Here is a 16,730-nt window from a genome sequence, read left to right as displayed (position 1 = left end):
GTGACCCAGTGCAAGCCACTGCGGAGTTCAGGCTGCCTTATCTAATCAGTCCCCCAGACGCCAGGTCGTGCCGCCCTTGCCGTCTTCCAGAAGCACGCCCATGGCGGTGATCTGGTCGCGGATTCGGTCGGACTCGGCCCAGTCTTTGGCTGCACGCGCGGCCAGACGCGCCTGAATCAGCGCTTCTACCTCTGCTGCATCGACCCGCCCTTGCGCGCCTGCGCGCAAAAAGTCGTCGGCTTCCAGCTGCAGCACACCCAGCACGCTGGCCAGTTGCTTCAAACGCGCCGCCAGACCCGCCGCTGCTGCAACGTCGGTTTCACGCAGGCGGTTGATTTCACGAACCATCTCGAACAGCACTGCGCAGGCTTCCGGTGTACCGAAGTCATCGTTCATCGCGGTGGTGAAACGCTCGACGAACGCCTCGCCACCTGCAGGCTCGGCAGCCGGCAAGCCTTTGAGCGCGTGATAGAAGCGCTCCAGAGCTGCCTTGGACTCGCGCAGGCTGTCTTCGGAATAGTTGATCGCGCTGCGATAGTGGCTCGACACCAACAGGTAACGCACCACTTCCGGGTGGTATTTTTCCAGCACGTCGCGAAGGGTGAAGAAGTTGTTCAAGGACTTGGACATCTTCTCGCCATTGATGCGGATCATCCCGCAGTGTAACCAGGCGTTGGCGTAAGGCTTGCCGGTGGCCGCTTCGCTTTGGGCGATTTCGTTTTCATGGTGCGGAAACTCGAGATCGCTGCCGCCGCCATGAATGTCGAAGGTGTCACCCAGGCAGCAGGTGGACATCACCGAGCATTCGATGTGCCAGCCCGGGCGACCCGCACCCCACGGCGACTCCCAGCTCGGCTCGCCTGGCTTGACGCCTTTCCAGAGCACGAAGTCCAGTGGATCCTGCTTGGACTCGTCCACTTCGATGCGCGCGCCGATGCGCAGGTCTTCAATCTTCTTGCGCGACAGCTTGCCGTAACCCTGAAACTTGCCGACCCGGTAATACACGTCGCCGTTGCCCGGCGCGTAGGCATAGCCCTTGTCGATCAGCGTCTGGATCATGGCATGCATGCCGGGGATATGGTCGGTGGCACGCGGTTCCATGTCCGGCTTGAGGATGTTGAGGCGCGCCTCGTCCTCATGCATGGCATCGATCATGCGCGCGGTCAGCGCGTCGAACGACTCGCCGTTGTCACGTGCGCGATTGATGATCTTGTCGTCAATGTCGGTGATATTGCGCACATACGTCAGGTCGTAGCCGCTGAAGCGCAACCAGCGGGTAACCAGGTCGAACGCCACCATGCTGCGGCCATGCCCCAGGTGGCAGTAGTCGTACACGGTCATCCCGCAGACGTACATGCGCACCTTGTTGCCATCCAGCGGTTTGAATACTTCTTTGCTCTTGGTGAGCGTGTTGTAAATAGAAAGCACTATCTGCCCCTCGGACATCTCAGGTCCAGGAATCCCGCAACGTGACCGTGCGGTTGAAGACTGGTTGACCGGGTTTCGAGTCCTTGATGTCCGCGCAGAAATAACCTTCGCGTTCGAACTGGAATCGGTCTTCCGGTTGCGCATGACCCAATGAAGGTTCGGCACGACAACCGGTCAGCACTTGCAGGGAATCAGGGTTGATGTTGTCCAGGAAGCTCGCGCCGTCTTCGGCTTTTTCCGGGTTGGCTGAGCGGAACAGGCGATCGTACAGACGCACTTCGCATTCAACGCTCTCGGCCGCCGGCACCCAGTGCACCACGCCTTTGACCTTGCGGCCTTCGGGGTTCTTGCCCAGGGTGTCCGGGTCGTAGGAGCAACGCAGTTCGACGATGTTGCCGTCGGCGTCCTTGATCGCTTCGTCGGCACGGATCACATAGCTGCCACGCAGGCGCACTTCGCCATTGGGCTCAAGACGCTTGTAGCCCTTCGGCGGCTCTTCCATGTAATCGTCGCGGTCGATGTAGATTTCCCGCGAAAACGGCAGCTCGCGCATGCCCAGGTCTTCTTTCGGATGGCGCGGCAGTTCCAGCTTCTCGACCTGACCTTCCGGGTAGTTGGTGATCACGACTTTCAGCGGGCGCAGCACGCACATGGCACGCGGGGCGCTGTGGTCCAGATCGTCACGAATGCTGAACTCGAGCATGCCGAAATCGACCACGCCGTCGGAACGGTTGGTGCCGATCATTTCGCAGAAATTGCGAATGGACTTGGGCGTGTAGCCACGACGGCGAAAACCCGACAGCGTCGACATGCGCGGGTCATCCCAGCCGTTGACGTGTTTTTCGTCAACCAGTTGCTTGAGCTTGCGCTTGCTGGTGATGGTGTAGTTCAGGTTCAGGCGCGAGAACTCGTACTGGCGCGGTTTGCAGGGCACCGGCAGGTTGTCGAGGAACCAGTCATACAACGGACGATGGCTTTCGAACTCCAGGGTGCAGATCGAGTGGGTGATCCCCTCGATGGCATCCGACTGGCCGTGGGTGAAGTCGTAGATCGGGTAGATGCACCACTTGTCACCGGTCTGGTGGTGGTGTGCATGACGAATGCGGTACAGAATCGGATCACGCAGGTTCATGTTGGGCGAGGCCATGTCGATTTTGGCGCGCAGTACGCGAGCGCCGTCCTCGAATTCACCAGCCTTCATGCGCGCGAACAGGTCGATATTTTCCTCAACGCTGCGCTCACGGAACGGGCTGTTCTTGCCCGGCTCGGTCAGGGTGCCACGGTATTCGCGGGCCTGCTCGGGGGTCAAATCGTCCACATAGGCCTTGCCCGCTTTGATCAGCTCGACCGCCCATTCGTGCAACTGATCGAAATACTGCGAGGCGTAACGCACTTCACCGGCCCACTCGAAGCCCAGCCACTTGACGTCGTTCATGATGGCGTCGATGTATTCCTGGTCTTCCTTGGCCGGGTTGGTGTCATCGAAACGCAGGTGCGTATCGCCACCGAACTCCTTGGCCAGACCGAAATTCACGCAGATCGACTTGGCATGACCAATGTGCAGGTAGCCATTGGGCTCCGGCGGAAAGCGCGTGATGATTTTGCTGTGTTTGCCCGAGTCCAGGTCTGCCTGCACGATCGGACGCAGGAAGTTGGTCGGTACGGCTGGGCCTGCCTTTGAATGGGCAGCGGGTTCTGGAGTGGGCTTGCTCATAGGATCCTTGGACATACGTGCGCGGCCAGGGTAGGCCGACTAAATCAAAGCGCTTATCATAGCCGAAGCTGTCAAGCCCCTGACAACAGACTGCACATTTGAGGTCATAAAAGCTGCAAAAGCGCTGAAAAATGTTACCTCGCCTGTAAACTGCGCGTCAGGGTCATAATGTGCCCACTCATGCATGACTAGAGAGCGACTTTCCACATGTCCAAAGTAAAGCTGACCACCAACCACGGCGACATCGTTCTGCAGCTGAACGCAGAAAAAGCGCCACTGACTGTAGCCAACTTCATCGAATACGTTAACGCCGGCCACTATGAAAACACTGTTTTTCACCGTGTGATCGGTAATTTCATGGTCCAGGGCGGCGGTTTCGAGCCTGGCATGAAAGAAAAGAAAGACAAGCGCCCGAGCATCCAGAACGAAGCTGACAACGGCCTGCCGAACAAGAAGTACACCGTTGCAATGGCCCGCACCATGGAGCCGCATTCGGCTTCTGCGCAGTTCTTCATCAACGTGGCTGACAACGCCTTCCTGAACCACAGCGCCAAGACCACTCAGGGCTGGGGTTATGCGGTATTCGCCGAAGTGATCGAAGGCACTGACGTCGTCGACAAGATCAAGGGCGTCCCTACCGCCAGCAAAGCCGGTCACCAGGATGTACCGGTAGAAGACGTGATCATCGAGAAAGCCGAGATCGTTGAGTGATACTGCTGATCTCCGATCTGCACCTTGAGCAGGAGCGCCAGGACATTACCCGGGCGTTTCTGGCTCTCCTCGCTGGTCGTGCCCGTACGGCCGAAGCGTTGTATATCCTCGGGGATTTCTTTGAAGCCTGGATCGGTGACGACGCCATGTCGCCGTTCCAGCTTTCGATCTGCCAGGCCCTGCGCGAACTGAGCGACAGCGGCACACGAATTTTTCTGATGCACGGTAACCGTGACTTCATGCTCGGCAAGGGTTTCTGCAAGGCAGCAGGCTGCACGCTGTTGAGCGACCCCAGCGTCGTGCAGTTGAACGGTGAGCCGGTGCTGTTGATGCACGGCGACAGCCTGTGCACGCGCGATGAAGGTTATATGCGGATGCGCCGCTACCTGCGCCACCCGTTGACGTTGTTCATATTGCGTCATCTGCCGTTGAGCACCCGCCATAAACTGGCGCGCAAGCTGCGCAACGAAAGCCGCGCCCAGACGCGCATGAAAGCCAACGACATTGTCGATGTGACGCCGGACGAAGTGCCGAGGATCATGCAGCAGTTCGGTGTGCGCACGCTGGTCCACGGCCACACTCACCGCCCGGCGATTCACAAATTGCAGATTGGCGATCAGTCGGCAAAACGTATCGTGCTGGGTGACTGGGACCGTCAGGGCTGGGTGCTGCAGGTCGATGAACAGGGGATGAATCTCGGCTCGTTCGACTTTGTGCCGGAGACGGTTGCGTTGCTGAACTGACGGCACGAAAAGTGGGGCTTTGATGATTATCTCCCCCGCGCTCAGCGTTAGACACAAATCTAACTGACTATCGTGCCGATGCTCCGCGTCGGCATGCCGTTCTGGACGCTCTGCGTCGCACGGCGGTTCGGCGAGGTCAGTGATGTTTGTTTACGGCTCGAGGCACCTTTTCGCCCCTCGGCGACCTACTTTGATGGGGCCAAAGTAGGCAACCCCCCTGGCTCCGTTTCCGGCCCGACTTCGTCGGGTTCCTTCGCCCTGACACTGATCCGGGGGTCGCTGCAACGGGCCATCCTTGGCCCGGTGCAGCTAACTCGGCATCCTTGCCGAGTTCCCCCCGGATCAGTGTCAGGGCTCAGCCGTCACTTACGTCGCAATCTGCGTCGTCAGTGCCATCGTGATCGAAAAGCAGATCTAAAGCAGTTAAAGCAGTCACAAACTGCATGCCACCCCATTGGCACGAGAAACCCTTCTCAATGCCCGCCCCCCGCCGCCGGCCCGGCCTTGGCGCCGAATGGGGGTTTGGCCAGCCAGACCAGCAGGATCAGGCCCGCGAATATCCAGCCCAGCAGGTAGAAGTAGTCCACCGTGGACATCATGTAGGCCTGGGCGTTGAGGGTGCGCTCCAGTTGCGCGTAGGCCTGTGGGCTGGCGCCGCCAAGGCTGTCGAGGGCGTGGCGGGTGGTGGGGTCGAATGTGCTGATGTTTTCGCTCAGGTAAGCGTGATGCTGGTTCGCGCGACGGATCCAGATCCAGGTGGTCAGCGACGCCGCGAAGCTGCCGCCCAGGGTCCGCAGAAATGTCGCCAGCCCCGAACCATCGGCGATCTGGTCCGGCGGCAGGTCGGAGAGCAGAATGCTCAAGGTCGGCATGAAAAACAGCGCCACACCAATGCCCATGAACAGTTGCACCATCGCCACGTGCTCAAAATCCACATCGGTGTTGAAACCGGCACGCATGAAGCAGCTCAGCCCCATCGCCAGAAACGCCAGCCCTGCCAGCAGACGCAGGTCGAACTTGTGCGCGTACTTGCCGACAAACGGCGACATCAGTACCGGCAGAATGCCGATCGGCGCTACCGCCAGCCCCGCCCAGGTGGCGGTGTAACCCATTTGTGTCTGCAACCACTGCGGCAGAATCAGGTTGATGCCGAAAAACCCCGAATAGCCGCCGATCATCACCAGCGTACCAATACGAAAGTTACGGTAGGCAAACAGCCGCAGGTTGACGATCGGATGCTTGTCGGTCATTTCCCAGATCACGAAAAACGTCAGTGCGACCAGTGAAATCAACGAGCCGAACAGGATGAAATTCGACTCGAACCAGTCCAGATCATTGCCTTTGTCGAGCACCACTTGCAGCGACCCGACGCCGACGATCAGGGCCAGCAAGCCGATGTAGTCCAGCGGTTGACGAGCAGTGCTGACAGGCCGTTTAGCCATCTGCGAGCGCACCACCAGCACGGCGAACAGGCCGATCGGGATGTTGATGAAAAAGATCCATGGCCAACTGTAACTGTCGGTGATCCAGCCACCGAGAATCGGCCCGGCGATGGGCGCAACCACCGTGACCATCGCCAGCAACGCCAGCGCCATCCCCCGCTTTGCAGGCGGATACACCGCGATCAGCAGGGTCTGGGTCATCGGATAGAGCGGCCCGGCAACCATGCCCTGCAAGGCCCGAAACCCCACCAGCTCTGGCATCGACTGAGAGATTCCGCACAGAAACGACGCCAGCACGAACAGAATGGTGGCCCACAGGAACAGTTTGACCTCGCCAAAGCGACGGCTGAGCCAGCCGGTCAACGGCAAGGCAATGGCGTTGCTGACCGCGAACGAGGTGATCACCCAGGTGCTCTGCTCAGAACTGACCCCCAGATTACCGGCGATGGTCGGCAGCGCTACGTTGGCAATCGTGGTGTCGAGCACCTGCATGAATGTCGCCAGCGACAGACCGATGGTGCAGAGCAACAAGCTGGGCGGAGTAAAAGAAGCGGGGGCATTGTTGCTCATCGCAAATTCCTGAAAACAAGTGCGGTTCAGCGCTGCGCGGATGTCTTGCCGCTGGCAGCACTGTTCTCGTGAATCAGGCGAGTGATCAGCGCATCGGCATCGGCCAGTTGCTCGGCGTACACCTGGGTGCTGAACGCCGCCTGTTTGCGCGGCTGCTGCGCCAGTACCGGACCGCTCTGATCGTGCAGATTGACCTCGACCGTGGTCGACAGGCCAATGCGCAGCGGGTGCTGAGCCAGCTCTTCGGGGTTGATGTGCACGCGGACCGGTACACGCTGGACGATCTTGATCCAGTTACCGGTAGCGTTCTGTGCAGGCAACAGCGCGAAGGCACTGCCGGTGCCGGCGCCCAGGCTGTCGATGGTGCCGCTGTATTTCACATCACTGCCATACAGGTCGGAGCTGATTTCCACGGGCTGGCCGATGCGCATCTTGCCCAGTTGGGTTTCCTTGAAGTTGGCATCGATCCACAACTGGTCCAGCGGGATGACGGCCATGGTCGCGGTGCCCGGCTGAATACGCTGGCCCAGTTGCACGCTGCGTTTGGCCACGTAACCGGTGACCGGCGCTACCAGCGTGCTGCGTGCATTGGCCAAAAAGGCCTGACGCAACTGGGCGGCAGCCGCCTTGACGTCAGGGTGTGAGGACACCACCGTGTCATCGACCAGCGCCACGCTGGTGCTCAACTGCTGCTGAATGTTGTTCAACGCACTTTGCGCGCTGGTCAGGCTGTCTCGGGCGTGCGACAGCTCTTCCTGCGAAATCGCACCGCCCGCTGCCAGGCTGCGACGACGGCTGTAGTTGTCCTGCGCGGTCTGCACGGCAGTGCGCTGTGCGGCCAGTTGCGCTTTCATGCCATCGACATTGCTGTAAAGGCCACGCACCTGCCGCACGACCTTGCCCAGATTGGCCTCGGCACTTTGCAGTGAAACCGCTGCGTCGCTCGGATCGAACTGCAGCAGAACCTGCCCTTCTTGGACCAGATCGCCATCATCGGCGCCGATACTGATGACCGTGCCGGTGACCAACGGCGTGATTTCAACCACGTTGCCATTCACGTAGGCATCGTCAGTCTCTTCACTCCACTGGCCATAAAAATGGTACCAGCCCCAAAGGGCCAGACCGCACAGCACAACGATGATCGCCAGCCCGGTGAGCAGCAATTTGCGTTTGCCGGAATTCGGTTTTTTTTCCTGTGACGCTGCAGATGTGTTTTCAGTGGCGGCAGTGGCCATGACGATTACCTTGTAGTCAGCGACGGTGGGACAGTTGCCAATGCCCGTTCAGGGCCGTGGTCGGCGAGCAGGCTCGCCATGTCGTACCGTTCAGCTTTTGGCTTTGGGAGTGAAGCTCAAGCGAGTCAGCGTGATGTGGTCATCTGCGGCCACCAGCACTTTGGTGAGAATCCGTTGCAGGGTCGCAACCTCCTCCGCGTCCAGCGTGGCGAAAATCTCGTTCATGGCATCGGCACCGATCTGCGGCAACAGGTCGCTGAGGGTCTGCCCTTGTTCGGTGAGCACCAGACGTACCTGACGACGATCGGTCGCCGAGCGCGTCCGCGCAATCAGGCCCTTTTGCTCCAGACGGTCCAGCATGCGGGTCATCGAACCGCTGTCCAGCGACAGGTGCCGACACAATTCCACCGGCGTATCGCTGGAAAACTGGGAAATGATGATCAGCACCTTGAACTGCGCAAATGTCACGTCATAAGGCAGCAGGTACTTATCCAGCATGCGGTCCTTCAGCGCGTTGGTGCGGCCGACCAGCAGCCCGATCAGGCTGGAATCGAAATTCTCGGAGCTGAAATGTTTCAAGGTTTCACCCGGATAGCTGCCTAGGCAGTGATTACAAAATATTACTGCCTAGGCAGCCATTGTCAAAGCATTTATTAGCTTGCTTACTAAAAGCGCAAAAAAAAACGACCGCTGGTGAGGCGGTCGTTTTTTGAGGTGTTACGAACATCAGGCGGCGGCAGATACGCCAGCAGGTACGCCACTGTGAAAGCGGAATTCTTCGTCCGGGCTCTCGATCAGCTCGCGCTCGGCCAGGCGGATTTCCTCGATCTTGGCGTCTACGTCAGCCTTGTCGCCATAGCTGTAAGCCAGCTTCAGATAATCCTGAAAATGCCGCGCTTCGGACTTGAGCAAACCGCCGTAGAACTTGGCCAGCTCTTCATCCAGATGCGGCACCAGGGCAGCAAAACGCTCGCAAGAACGCGCTTCGACGATGGCACCCACGATCAAAGCGTCGGTCAGCCGGTACGGGTTGTGATTGCGCACAAGTTTGCGCAGCGCTCCGGCGTAACGCGCCGAGCTGATATTGGCCATCGGGATCTGGCGCTTTCTGATGATGCTGATTACCTGCTCGAAATGGCGCAGTTCTTCGCGGGCCAGGCGCGACATCTTGCTCAGCAGATCGAACTTGTCGTTGTACTGGAACATGAACTGGAACGCCGCCCCTGCGGCCTTCTTCTCGTTGTTCGCATGGTCGATCAGCAGGATGTCCAGGTTGCGCAGTGCAGCCTGGACCCAGCTGTCGGGTGTGCGGCAGAGCAGAAAGGCTTCGATTTCAGGGATCGGGTACATAAGCTCACAGATGACAGAGAGGCAAAGCGCGGCATTATACGAGCAGCAACAGGGACTCGCGACACAAAAGCACAAACACCCGCTCAGGCGCCGAATGCATCCTTCAGAAAGCCCGGTGCGATGTAGCGCTGGTAGTGCGCCTCGGACAGCAGGAAGAATTCGCGGTCGATCGCGTCGCGCAGCTCCGGCAGCGTCCAGTTGCGAAACTCCGGCAACAGCACAAACCCGTAGGCCTCGACCTGGCTGATGACCCGCGCGCCGCGGGCGATCAGTTGATAGGCCCAGCAGTACTCGGATTGATGCGGCACGAAGCGGATTTTGCGCTGAGTGAGCTGCGCACGCAGCTTGCCAGCATCGAAAACTTCAAGCTTGGCGGTCATCACCTGAACCAGCAATTGTTCCAGACGCAACCAGACGGCTCTTTTTTCGTCTTCGTTGTAGCCGTTCCAGTGGATGACCTCGTGGTGGAACCGCTTGCAGCCACGGCACACCAGATCCCCGTAAACAGTGGAGCAAAGGCCGACGCAGGGTGTCTTGATGATGTAATCGGGCATGTCAGGCAGGACTGGGGAAGGCGAAACAAGCGCGTATGTTAGCCCTTTGTCTAAGCAAGTTCACCCCCGAAGATGTAGGGGCTAACTTACCTTTAGCGAAGTTTTGGCGTAGAATCAGCGAGCCTTTTAAAGGCGCCAATGTCCGTTGGAAGCTGTTTTCAAAGCGTCACGAGCACAGTCAGGTTAACCCCGCATTGCGGCGTCGACGGGCCATTCCCTCATCAAGAATGGCCGTGTCGACCGTCCCTCCCCCCGTTCTGCAGGCGTAAAACTTTGAAAACAGCTTCTGTTAGGAATCGCCGACACCCTGCCAACAAGGCTCAATAAGCCTTGCGTGGGTGCGTACGATTTCTGGATGAGCGTCCCGGACACCCATTTGGGACCACTGATGAGGGTTAATACTGTGCTTGAAGCCTACCGTAAACACATCGAAGAGCGTGCCGCCCAGGGTATCGTGCCCCAGCCGCTTAACGCCGAACAAACCGCAGGCCTGGTCGAGCTGCTGAAAAATCCCCCGGCTGGCGAAGAAGCTTTCCTTGTCGACCTGATCACCAATCGCATTCCACCGGGTGTTGACGAAGCTGCCTACGTCAAGGCCGGTTTCCTGTCTGCCCTGGCCAAGGGCGAAGCCACTTCTCCCCTGATCGACAAAAAACGCGCAACCGAGCTGCTGGGCACCATGCAGGGCGGCTACAACATCGTCACACTGGTCGAACTGCTCGACGACGCCACGCTGGCCCCGGTCGCCGCCGAACAACTCAAGCACACTCTGCTGATGTTTGATGCCTTCCACGACGTCGCCGAAAAAGCCAAGAGCGGCAACGCTCACGCCAAGGCTGTCGTGCAGTCCTGGGCTGACGGCGAGTGGTTCAAGAAGCGCCCGACCCTGGCCGACAAGATCAGCCTGCGCGTCTTCAAGGTGACGGGCGAAACCAACACTGACGACCTGTCCCCGGCACCCGATGCCTGGTCGCGCCCGGACATCCCGCTGCACGCTCTGGCCATGCTGAAAATGGCCCGTGACGGCATCGTTCCGGACGTACAGGGCTCCATCGGCCCCATGAAGCAGATCGAAGAAATGCGCGGCCAGGGCTTCCCTATCGCCTACGTCGGTGACGTGGTCGGTACAGGTTCTTCGCGTAAATCGGCAACCAACTCGGTGCTGTGGTTCTTCGGCGACGACGTTCCTTACGTGCCGAACAAGCGTGCCGGTGGTTTCTGCTTCGGCACCAAAATCGCTCCGATCTTCTATAACACCATGGAAGATGCTGGCGCTCTGCCAATCGAATTCGATGTCTCGAACATCAACATGGGCGACGTGATCGACGTTTACCCTTACGAAGGCAAGGTCTGCAAGCACGACAGCGACGAAGTCATCACCACCTTCGAAATGAAGACCCCGGTGCTGCTCGACGAAGTTCGCGCTGGCGGCCGTATCCCGCTGATCATCGGTCGCGGCCTGACCAGCAAGGCGCGCGCCGAACTGGGCCTGCCGGCATTCGACCTGTTCAAGACCCCGGACCAGCCAGCGGAAAGCACCAAGGGTTTTACCCTGGCGCAGAAGATGGTCGGCAAGGCGTGCGGCGTAGCCGGTATCCGTCCTGGCACCTACTGCGAACCGAAAATGACCACCGTCGGTTCCCAGGACACCACTGGCCCGATGACCCGCGACGAGTTGAAAGACCTGGCCTGCCTGGGTTTCTCGACCGACCTGGTCATGCAGTCGTTCTGCCACACCGCTGCCTATCCAAAGCCGATCGACGTCAAGACACACCACACGCTGCCTGACTTCATCATGACCCGTGGCGGCGTATCGCTGCGGCCGGGCGACGGCATCATCCACAGCTGGCTGAACCGCATGCTGCTGCCGGACACCGTCGGCACCGGTGGCGACTCGCACACCCGTTTCCCGATCGGCATCTCGTTCCCGGCCGGTTCCGGCCTGGTTGCGTTCGCCGCGGCCACCGGCGTCATGCCGCTGGACATGCCCGAGTCGATTCTGGTTCGCTTCAAGGGCAAGCTGCAACCTGGCATCACCCTGCGTGACCTGGTTCACGCCATTCCTTACTACGCGATTCAGGCTGGCCTGTTGACCGTAGAGAAGAAAGGCAAGAAGAACGCCTTCTCCGGTCGCATTCTGGAGATCGAAGGCCTTGATAACCTGAGCATCGAACAGGCTTTCGAGCTGTCCGACGCCTCGGCCGAACGTTCGGCTGCCGGTTGCACCATCAAGCTGGCCAAAGAGCCGATCATCGAATACCTGAACTCGAACATCACCCTGCTGCGCTGGATGATCGAACAGGGTTACGGCGATCCGCGCACCCTGGAGCGTCGTGCTCAGGCGATGGAAGCCTGGGTGGCCAACCCTGAACTGCTCGAAGCCGACGCAGACGCCGAGTACGCTGAAATCATCGAAATCGACCTGGCCGACGTCAAAGAGCCTGTGCTCTGCGCGCCGAACGACCCGGACGATGCCCGCCTGCTGTCTTCGGTACAGGGCGAGAAAATCGACGAAGTGTTCATCGGTTCGTGCATGACCAACATCGGCCACTTCCGCGCTGCGGGCAAGTTGCTGGAACAGGTCAAAGGCCAGTTGCCGACGCGTCTGTGGCTGTCGCCGCCGACCAAGATGGATGCTCACCAGCTTACCGAAGAAGGCTACTACGGCATCTACGGCAAAGCAGGCGCACGCATGGAAATGCCGGGCTGCTCGCTGTGCATGGGTAACCAGGCGCGCGTCGAGCCGAATTCGACTGTCGTCTCGACATCGACCCGTAACTTCCCGAACCGTCTGGGTGACGGCGCGAACGTCTACCTGGCCTCGGCCGAGCTGGCGTCCGTCGCTTCGATTCTGGGTCGCCTGCCGACCGTCGAAGAGTACATGGGCTACGCCAACCAGATCGACACAATGGCCGCGGACGTGTACCGCTACCTGAGCTTCGATCAGATCGCCGAGTTCCGTGAAGCCGCTGCAAACGCCAACATCCCGGCGCTGCAAGTGTAATCACGGAATCAAGCATTGAGAGAACCCTGACCTTATAGTATTCCCCGCAAGGAGGAATACAGAGGTCGGGGGACTTTGAGTCAACTCACTTGAACACCCCTCTTATGGGGTGTTTTTTTGTCCTTGAACATTGACGTCATGCAGTCATGCCGTCATGACAGATCAGGCGTTTTCAAGACAAATGCCAGGGTCACGAAACGTCCAGAATCAACGCCGACTTCACGTAAACGATGTGAGAGGCGCCGATCAATCGAGGTCGCTGGTGACTTTACCAATGGCCCCCACAACCTGCCTGGCCCCCTGCTGAATATCCGCCATCGCCGTACCTGCCTGCTCCGCCAGCCCCAGCAACCGATCAGCCTGATCTCGACTGCACTGAACCTGGGTTGCTGCTTGATCAGCCAACCCGCGATTCTCTCGTACCACGCCGGTGATCTCTTTCGTGGCGGTGCTGGTGCGGCCAGCAAGTTTACGCACCTCGTCCGCAACAACCGCAAAACCACGCCCGTGTTCGCCCGCTCGCGCCGCTTCGATGGCAGCATTGAGCGCGAGAAGATTTGTTTGAGCAGCAATCGAGCCAATAGTATCGACAATGGACCCGATCAATAGCGCCTGAGATTTAAGTGCCGTCATGCTGTCGGTTACCGAGGCCATCTGTTGCGAAATCGTTTGCACGGCGATGACTGAGTCACCCACCAGGTCCATACCTCGATGCGCTTTCACATCGGTATCAAGTGAGACCTCGTAAGCCATATCTGCTGCCTGTTTGACCCTATCAGCTTTCTCCACCTGCCCGGTCACGACACTGGCGAACTTTGCGACTTTATAAACCTGGCCTGAAGCATCTTTTATGGGATTGTAGGTAGCCTCCAACCACACCACCCGGCCGCGTTTATCCAGACGACGAAATCGCCCTGCGACGAACACTCCCTCACTCAACGATTTCCAGAACTTGGCATAGTCCGCAGAGGCCGCGTCCTCGTCCAGGCAAAACAATCGGTGGTGCTTGCCCTCGATTTCCGCGAGGCTGTACCCCATGGTCTCGATAAATGGCTTGTTGGCATACAGAACTGTACCGTCGAGGCTGAACTGTACGATCGCTGTCGAGCGGTTCAGTGCGCATAACAGTTCAATGCTTTCCTGCTCATCCCTCGTCAGAATCGGCGCGAGACAGCCATAGCACTGGAATGTGCAGTCCGACAAAGCTATCCAACAGGTACTGAGCGTTACAATCCGGCCATCAGCGGCGGTGTAGCGCATCTGCTCATCGGCCATCAGGCTTGGCGAAAATACGCCGTGTGGTTCAGCAAGGATGTCGCCGATCTCTACGCCCGGCAGTTCATCCAACAAGTAACCGAGCGTCTGGGCAAACCGGTGGTTGGCAGAAATGATCCGGCCGGCCTGATTGATATGTACTGACAGAAAAACCGATTCGAGGCGGGCGCACATGACTTGCAATGCAATCAACTCTTCCTCGCAGGCAAGCAAGGCATTCTTGATACGACGATTAAACACACTAGACTCCGGTCTTGACGATTATAATTTCAAGAAAAACGGACGGCCCCATGAATTAAGCCACCTCCGTTATGCAACCTTCAAAGAACCGCTGAAACCGAAAAACTACTCACCCGACAAAGAACCTGCTGCGCAGAGTCTGTTGCGCTTGCTGCCGTACTCCATGCCCAGTTCCATACTGACCCGCGCCACGGAAAAATAGATTGCCATGATTTTTCGGACGAGATCAATGAACGCAGGAAGCAGTTCAACCTGATGTTTGCGGCATTTGAAATAGCCGCGTAACTCGCCTTCTTTGACCATTCGTATGATATGAGTTTTGGACACCCCCAGACGTGCCGAGAGTTCAACATACGTCGCGGCTTTGTAGCCGACCTTCAACGGTCCGTTCCTCAGGCTATCCGAGTACAGTGCAAGCATCGGCAAGTGACCGCCATCCCGGTTGATCATCCACCTTGCTTCAGGCAATCGCTGGTCGAGGGTCCCGTTTGCGTACAACACCCTGGCAATGCCATGAAAGTAAGAAGGCACAACATCTTCTGGTATACCGGCGCCTACGAGCCCTCGTTCATACGGTGCGACAATCTGCGAGGGCAGCACATATGAATCAATCATTTGTCTGACCTCGCACACGGCCCGATCCGTCAATTTGAAAACACGCTGCCGCTCATCTTCATCATGGAGTCGAACCTGCATATAACCCGCGCTCAATAAAAAGGAAAAATAGGTATCCAGGCTGTTGCGCGACATATAACCACGTGCCTGACAGAACGCTTTCACTCTAGACAGAGGAACCCTATCGTCCGCAAACATGAAACTTAACAGCGAGAGGGTGACGATAAACCTGTCGTACTTCAACAGCTTCTTATAGAAGAGCGGCTTGCGTCGGTAGCTCTCCATGATCAAGTCATAATGCAGAAGAATGGCCTCATCCATATCGCCTTGAAATATCGAAGAGCGAGTTTCTTCCACACACGCCAGCAAGTCAGGTTCATTCATCGGTGCCCAACAGACCTCCTACGACCACCGCCTCAGTATAGGCGTATCCGATCAGTATGAATTTTCACCCCAAAAATGTTTTATTTAGATACCGGCCTTGAATGACCATCAACTTTTCAGGGACGCCCTACCGCTACTTTTTTGATCAGGAACGGTCAGTCGCACGCCCGCATTTTCGATGACGGCCATCATGAGCGAGTCTGAAAGCGACAGGGGCCTGAGCGCAGCCCGACCTTTGATCTCATGGCCTGACGCCGAACTGCTCTACCCGATCAACTGCCCTTGGTCGTCCATGGTTTCCTCTGAGCCGGGCTTTGTACGAAAAGTGGCTGCGCTCGGTGGTGCTGCGTTAAAAACAGGCTCGAGCGCGAGTCCGATCGGAATGCTCATCTACAACCCGTAGAGTCGAACGCGACCCCGGCCGTTCCTCACCTGTTTTTGCCTTGCCTGACCTTCGCTCGCCGACTTTTCGTACATAACCTAAAACCTGTCTGTACATATATTTTTCACATTCAAATGGCTATAGTGACGGCCCTTGTTGGGGAGTAGCCTGCTCGTGACCCCGGTCACCGAGCGTTCGTATCAACATTCTCGGCAGCATGCCGTGGTACGAACACCTTCTGGTTGGCGAGACCAACGATGCATCCATGCCTAAAGTCGGGCGTGTGGTTGCGTCGTTGACTCATAGCCCGACTGGATATAACCGTGAACCCGATTTCCCTCCTCTTTCTCGCGCTTGCCATGTCCACGGATGCCTTTGCTGCGGCCCTGTGTAAAGGAGCAAGCCTGCACAAACCGCGCTTTATCGAAGCGCTTCGTACCGGCCTGATATTCGGCGCCATCGAAACCATCACCCCGGTGATCGGTTGGGGCATCGGTCAAGTGGCGGCCCGCTTCGCTGAAAGCTGGGACCACTGGATCGCCTTCACGCTGCTGCTGGTGCTCGGCCTGCACATGATCTACAACGGCCTCAAGCATGACCACGAAGAGGAGCAGGAAAAACCCGGCTCACACTCCTTCTGGATTCTTGCCGTGACCGCCTTTGCCACCAGTATCGATGCACTGGCGGTTGGCGTGGGCCTGGCGTTTGTCGACGTCAATATCATGGTCGCTGCGCTGGCTATCGGCCTGGCCACGACCGTAATGGTTACCATCGGCGTAATGCTCGGTCGTGTGCTCGGCACCATGGTCGGCAAGCGTGCTGAAATCGTTGGCGGTATCGTGCTGATCGTGGTTGGCGCAACAATTCTGTACGAGCATCTGACTGCGGCGGCCTGATTGAGGGCCCGAGACCTATAAACGCAGAATCGAGTAGGGGGCGGGGTCACACCCGCCGTCCTCTCACACCACCGCCCCCCCCCCGGGCCAGCCAGATCCTTTCAGGCACTAAGATTTGTTACCACTACGACGATGTCACTCACCAAAGCCAGAAATAAAGATGACATCTCGATCAGATTCTCAGGGC

General features: G+C 58.2%; 12 protein-coding genes, 2 pseudogenes and 1 riboswitch. Of the genes and pseudogenes, 4 read left to right on the top strand and 10 right to left on the bottom strand.

The genetic code is table 11. The features are described 5' to 3' along the window. Positions 1-45: 45 nt before the first annotated feature. Positions 46-1,428, bottom strand: coding sequence for a cysteine--tRNA ligase (cysS, locus tag QRN38_RS03225; protein ID WP_005769192.1), 1,383 nt, complete (start codon positions 1,426-1,428; stop codon positions 46-48). Positions 1,429-1,447: 19 nt separating this feature from the next. After that, entirely contained in the window at positions 1,448-3,142 is a 1,695-nt protein-coding gene (locus QRN38_RS03220) for a glutamine--tRNA ligase/YqeY domain fusion protein (RefSeq protein WP_057418459.1), read from the bottom strand. Positions 3,143-3,349: 207 nt separating this feature from the next. Here QRN38_RS03220 and QRN38_RS03215 point away from each other — a divergent pair, with 207 nt between their 5' ends. Continuing rightward, positions 3,350-3,853 (top strand): peptidylprolyl isomerase, encoded by a 504-nt coding sequence (locus QRN38_RS03215; protein WP_005740060.1) that lies wholly within the window; start codon positions 3,350-3,352, stop codon positions 3,851-3,853. Then, the gene (gene lpxH, locus QRN38_RS03210; RefSeq protein ID WP_057415877.1) at positions 3,850-4,596 is read left to right on the top strand and encodes a UDP-2,3-diacylglucosamine diphosphatase; all 747 of its coding nucleotides are present in this window, start codon (positions 3,850-3,852) and stop codon (positions 4,594-4,596) included. Before QRN38_RS03215 ends, lpxH begins: the two co-directional genes overlap by 4 nt. Positions 4,597-5,069: 473 nt before the next feature. On the opposite strand, the gene QRN38_RS03205 is transcribed toward lpxH, so the two are convergent. The 5 genes from QRN38_RS03205 to QRN38_RS03185 form a co-directional block, all read right to left on the bottom strand. Then, on the bottom strand, positions 5,070-6,608 hold the full coding sequence (locus QRN38_RS03205; RefSeq protein WP_011104699.1) for a DHA2 family efflux MFS transporter permease subunit: 1,539 nt from the start codon (positions 6,606-6,608) through the stop codon (positions 5,070-5,072). Positions 6,609-6,634: 26 nt separating this feature from the next. Next, complete coding sequence (locus tag QRN38_RS03200) at positions 6,635-7,843, bottom strand: HlyD family secretion protein (RefSeq protein ID WP_007245202.1); 1,209 nt, start codon at positions 7,841-7,843, stop codon at positions 6,635-6,637. A 90-nt stretch (positions 7,844-7,933) separates the two neighbouring features. Continuing rightward, on the bottom strand, positions 7,934-8,422 hold the full coding sequence (locus tag QRN38_RS03195) for a MarR family winged helix-turn-helix transcriptional regulator (RefSeq protein ID WP_005740056.1): 489 nt from the start codon (positions 8,420-8,422) through the stop codon (positions 7,934-7,936). 147 nt (positions 8,423-8,569) lie between these two features. Then, a complete protein-coding gene (locus QRN38_RS03190) occupies positions 8,570-9,193 on the bottom strand; it encodes a MiaE family protein (protein WP_007245201.1) in 624 nt (207 codons plus the stop codon). An 83-nt stretch (positions 9,194-9,276) separates the two neighbouring features. Continuing rightward, positions 9,277-9,747, bottom strand: coding sequence for a DUF1289 domain-containing protein (locus QRN38_RS03185; protein ID WP_007245200.1), 471 nt, complete (start codon positions 9,745-9,747; stop codon positions 9,277-9,279). A 403-nt stretch (positions 9,748-10,150) separates the two neighbouring features. Between QRN38_RS03185 and acnB the strand changes: the two genes are divergently transcribed. Next, the gene (gene acnB, locus QRN38_RS03180; protein ID WP_010205433.1) at positions 10,151-12,751 is read left to right on the top strand and encodes a bifunctional aconitate hydratase 2/2-methylisocitrate dehydratase; all 2,601 of its coding nucleotides are present in this window, start codon (positions 10,151-10,153) and stop codon (positions 12,749-12,751) included. A 246-nt stretch (positions 12,752-12,997) separates the two neighbouring features. Here the strand turns inward: acnB and QRN38_RS28145 are convergent. From QRN38_RS28145 to QRN38_RS03170, 3 genes and pseudogenes are all read right to left on the bottom strand, one after another. Beyond that, positions 12,998-13,363 (bottom strand): annotated as a pseudogene (locus QRN38_RS28145) (methyl-accepting chemotaxis protein); the annotation flags it as partial. Between the two features lie 189 nt (positions 13,364-13,552). Further along, positions 13,553-14,200: pseudogene (locus QRN38_RS28140) on the bottom strand (PAS domain S-box protein); the annotation flags it as partial. A gap of 171 nt (positions 14,201-14,371) precedes the next feature. Continuing rightward, positions 14,372-15,265 carry a hypothetical protein gene (locus QRN38_RS03170; protein ID WP_057417754.1) on the bottom strand — a complete coding sequence of 298 codons (894 nt, stop codon included), beginning with the start codon at positions 15,263-15,265 and terminating at the stop codon, positions 14,372-14,374. A gap of 528 nt (positions 15,266-15,793) precedes the next feature. Continuing rightward, positions 15,794-15,964: riboswitch (yybP-ykoY riboswitch) on the top strand. A gap of 6 nt (positions 15,965-15,970) precedes the next feature. On the opposite strand from QRN38_RS03170, the gene mntP reads away from it, so the two are divergent. Further along, complete coding sequence (mntP, locus tag QRN38_RS03165; RefSeq protein ID WP_057417755.1) at positions 15,971-16,543, top strand: manganese efflux pump MntP; 573 nt, start codon at positions 15,971-15,973, stop codon at positions 16,541-16,543. The last annotated feature ends 187 nt before the right edge of the window (positions 16,544-16,730 follow it).

The sequence above is a fragment of the Pseudomonas sp. CFBP2511 genome, from assembly GCF_030209255.1.
Taxonomy (GTDB): domain Bacteria; phylum Pseudomonadota; class Gammaproteobacteria; order Pseudomonadales; family Pseudomonadaceae; genus Aquipseudomonas; species Aquipseudomonas avellanae.
This window is presented reverse-complemented; position numbering and strand designations above follow the sequence as displayed.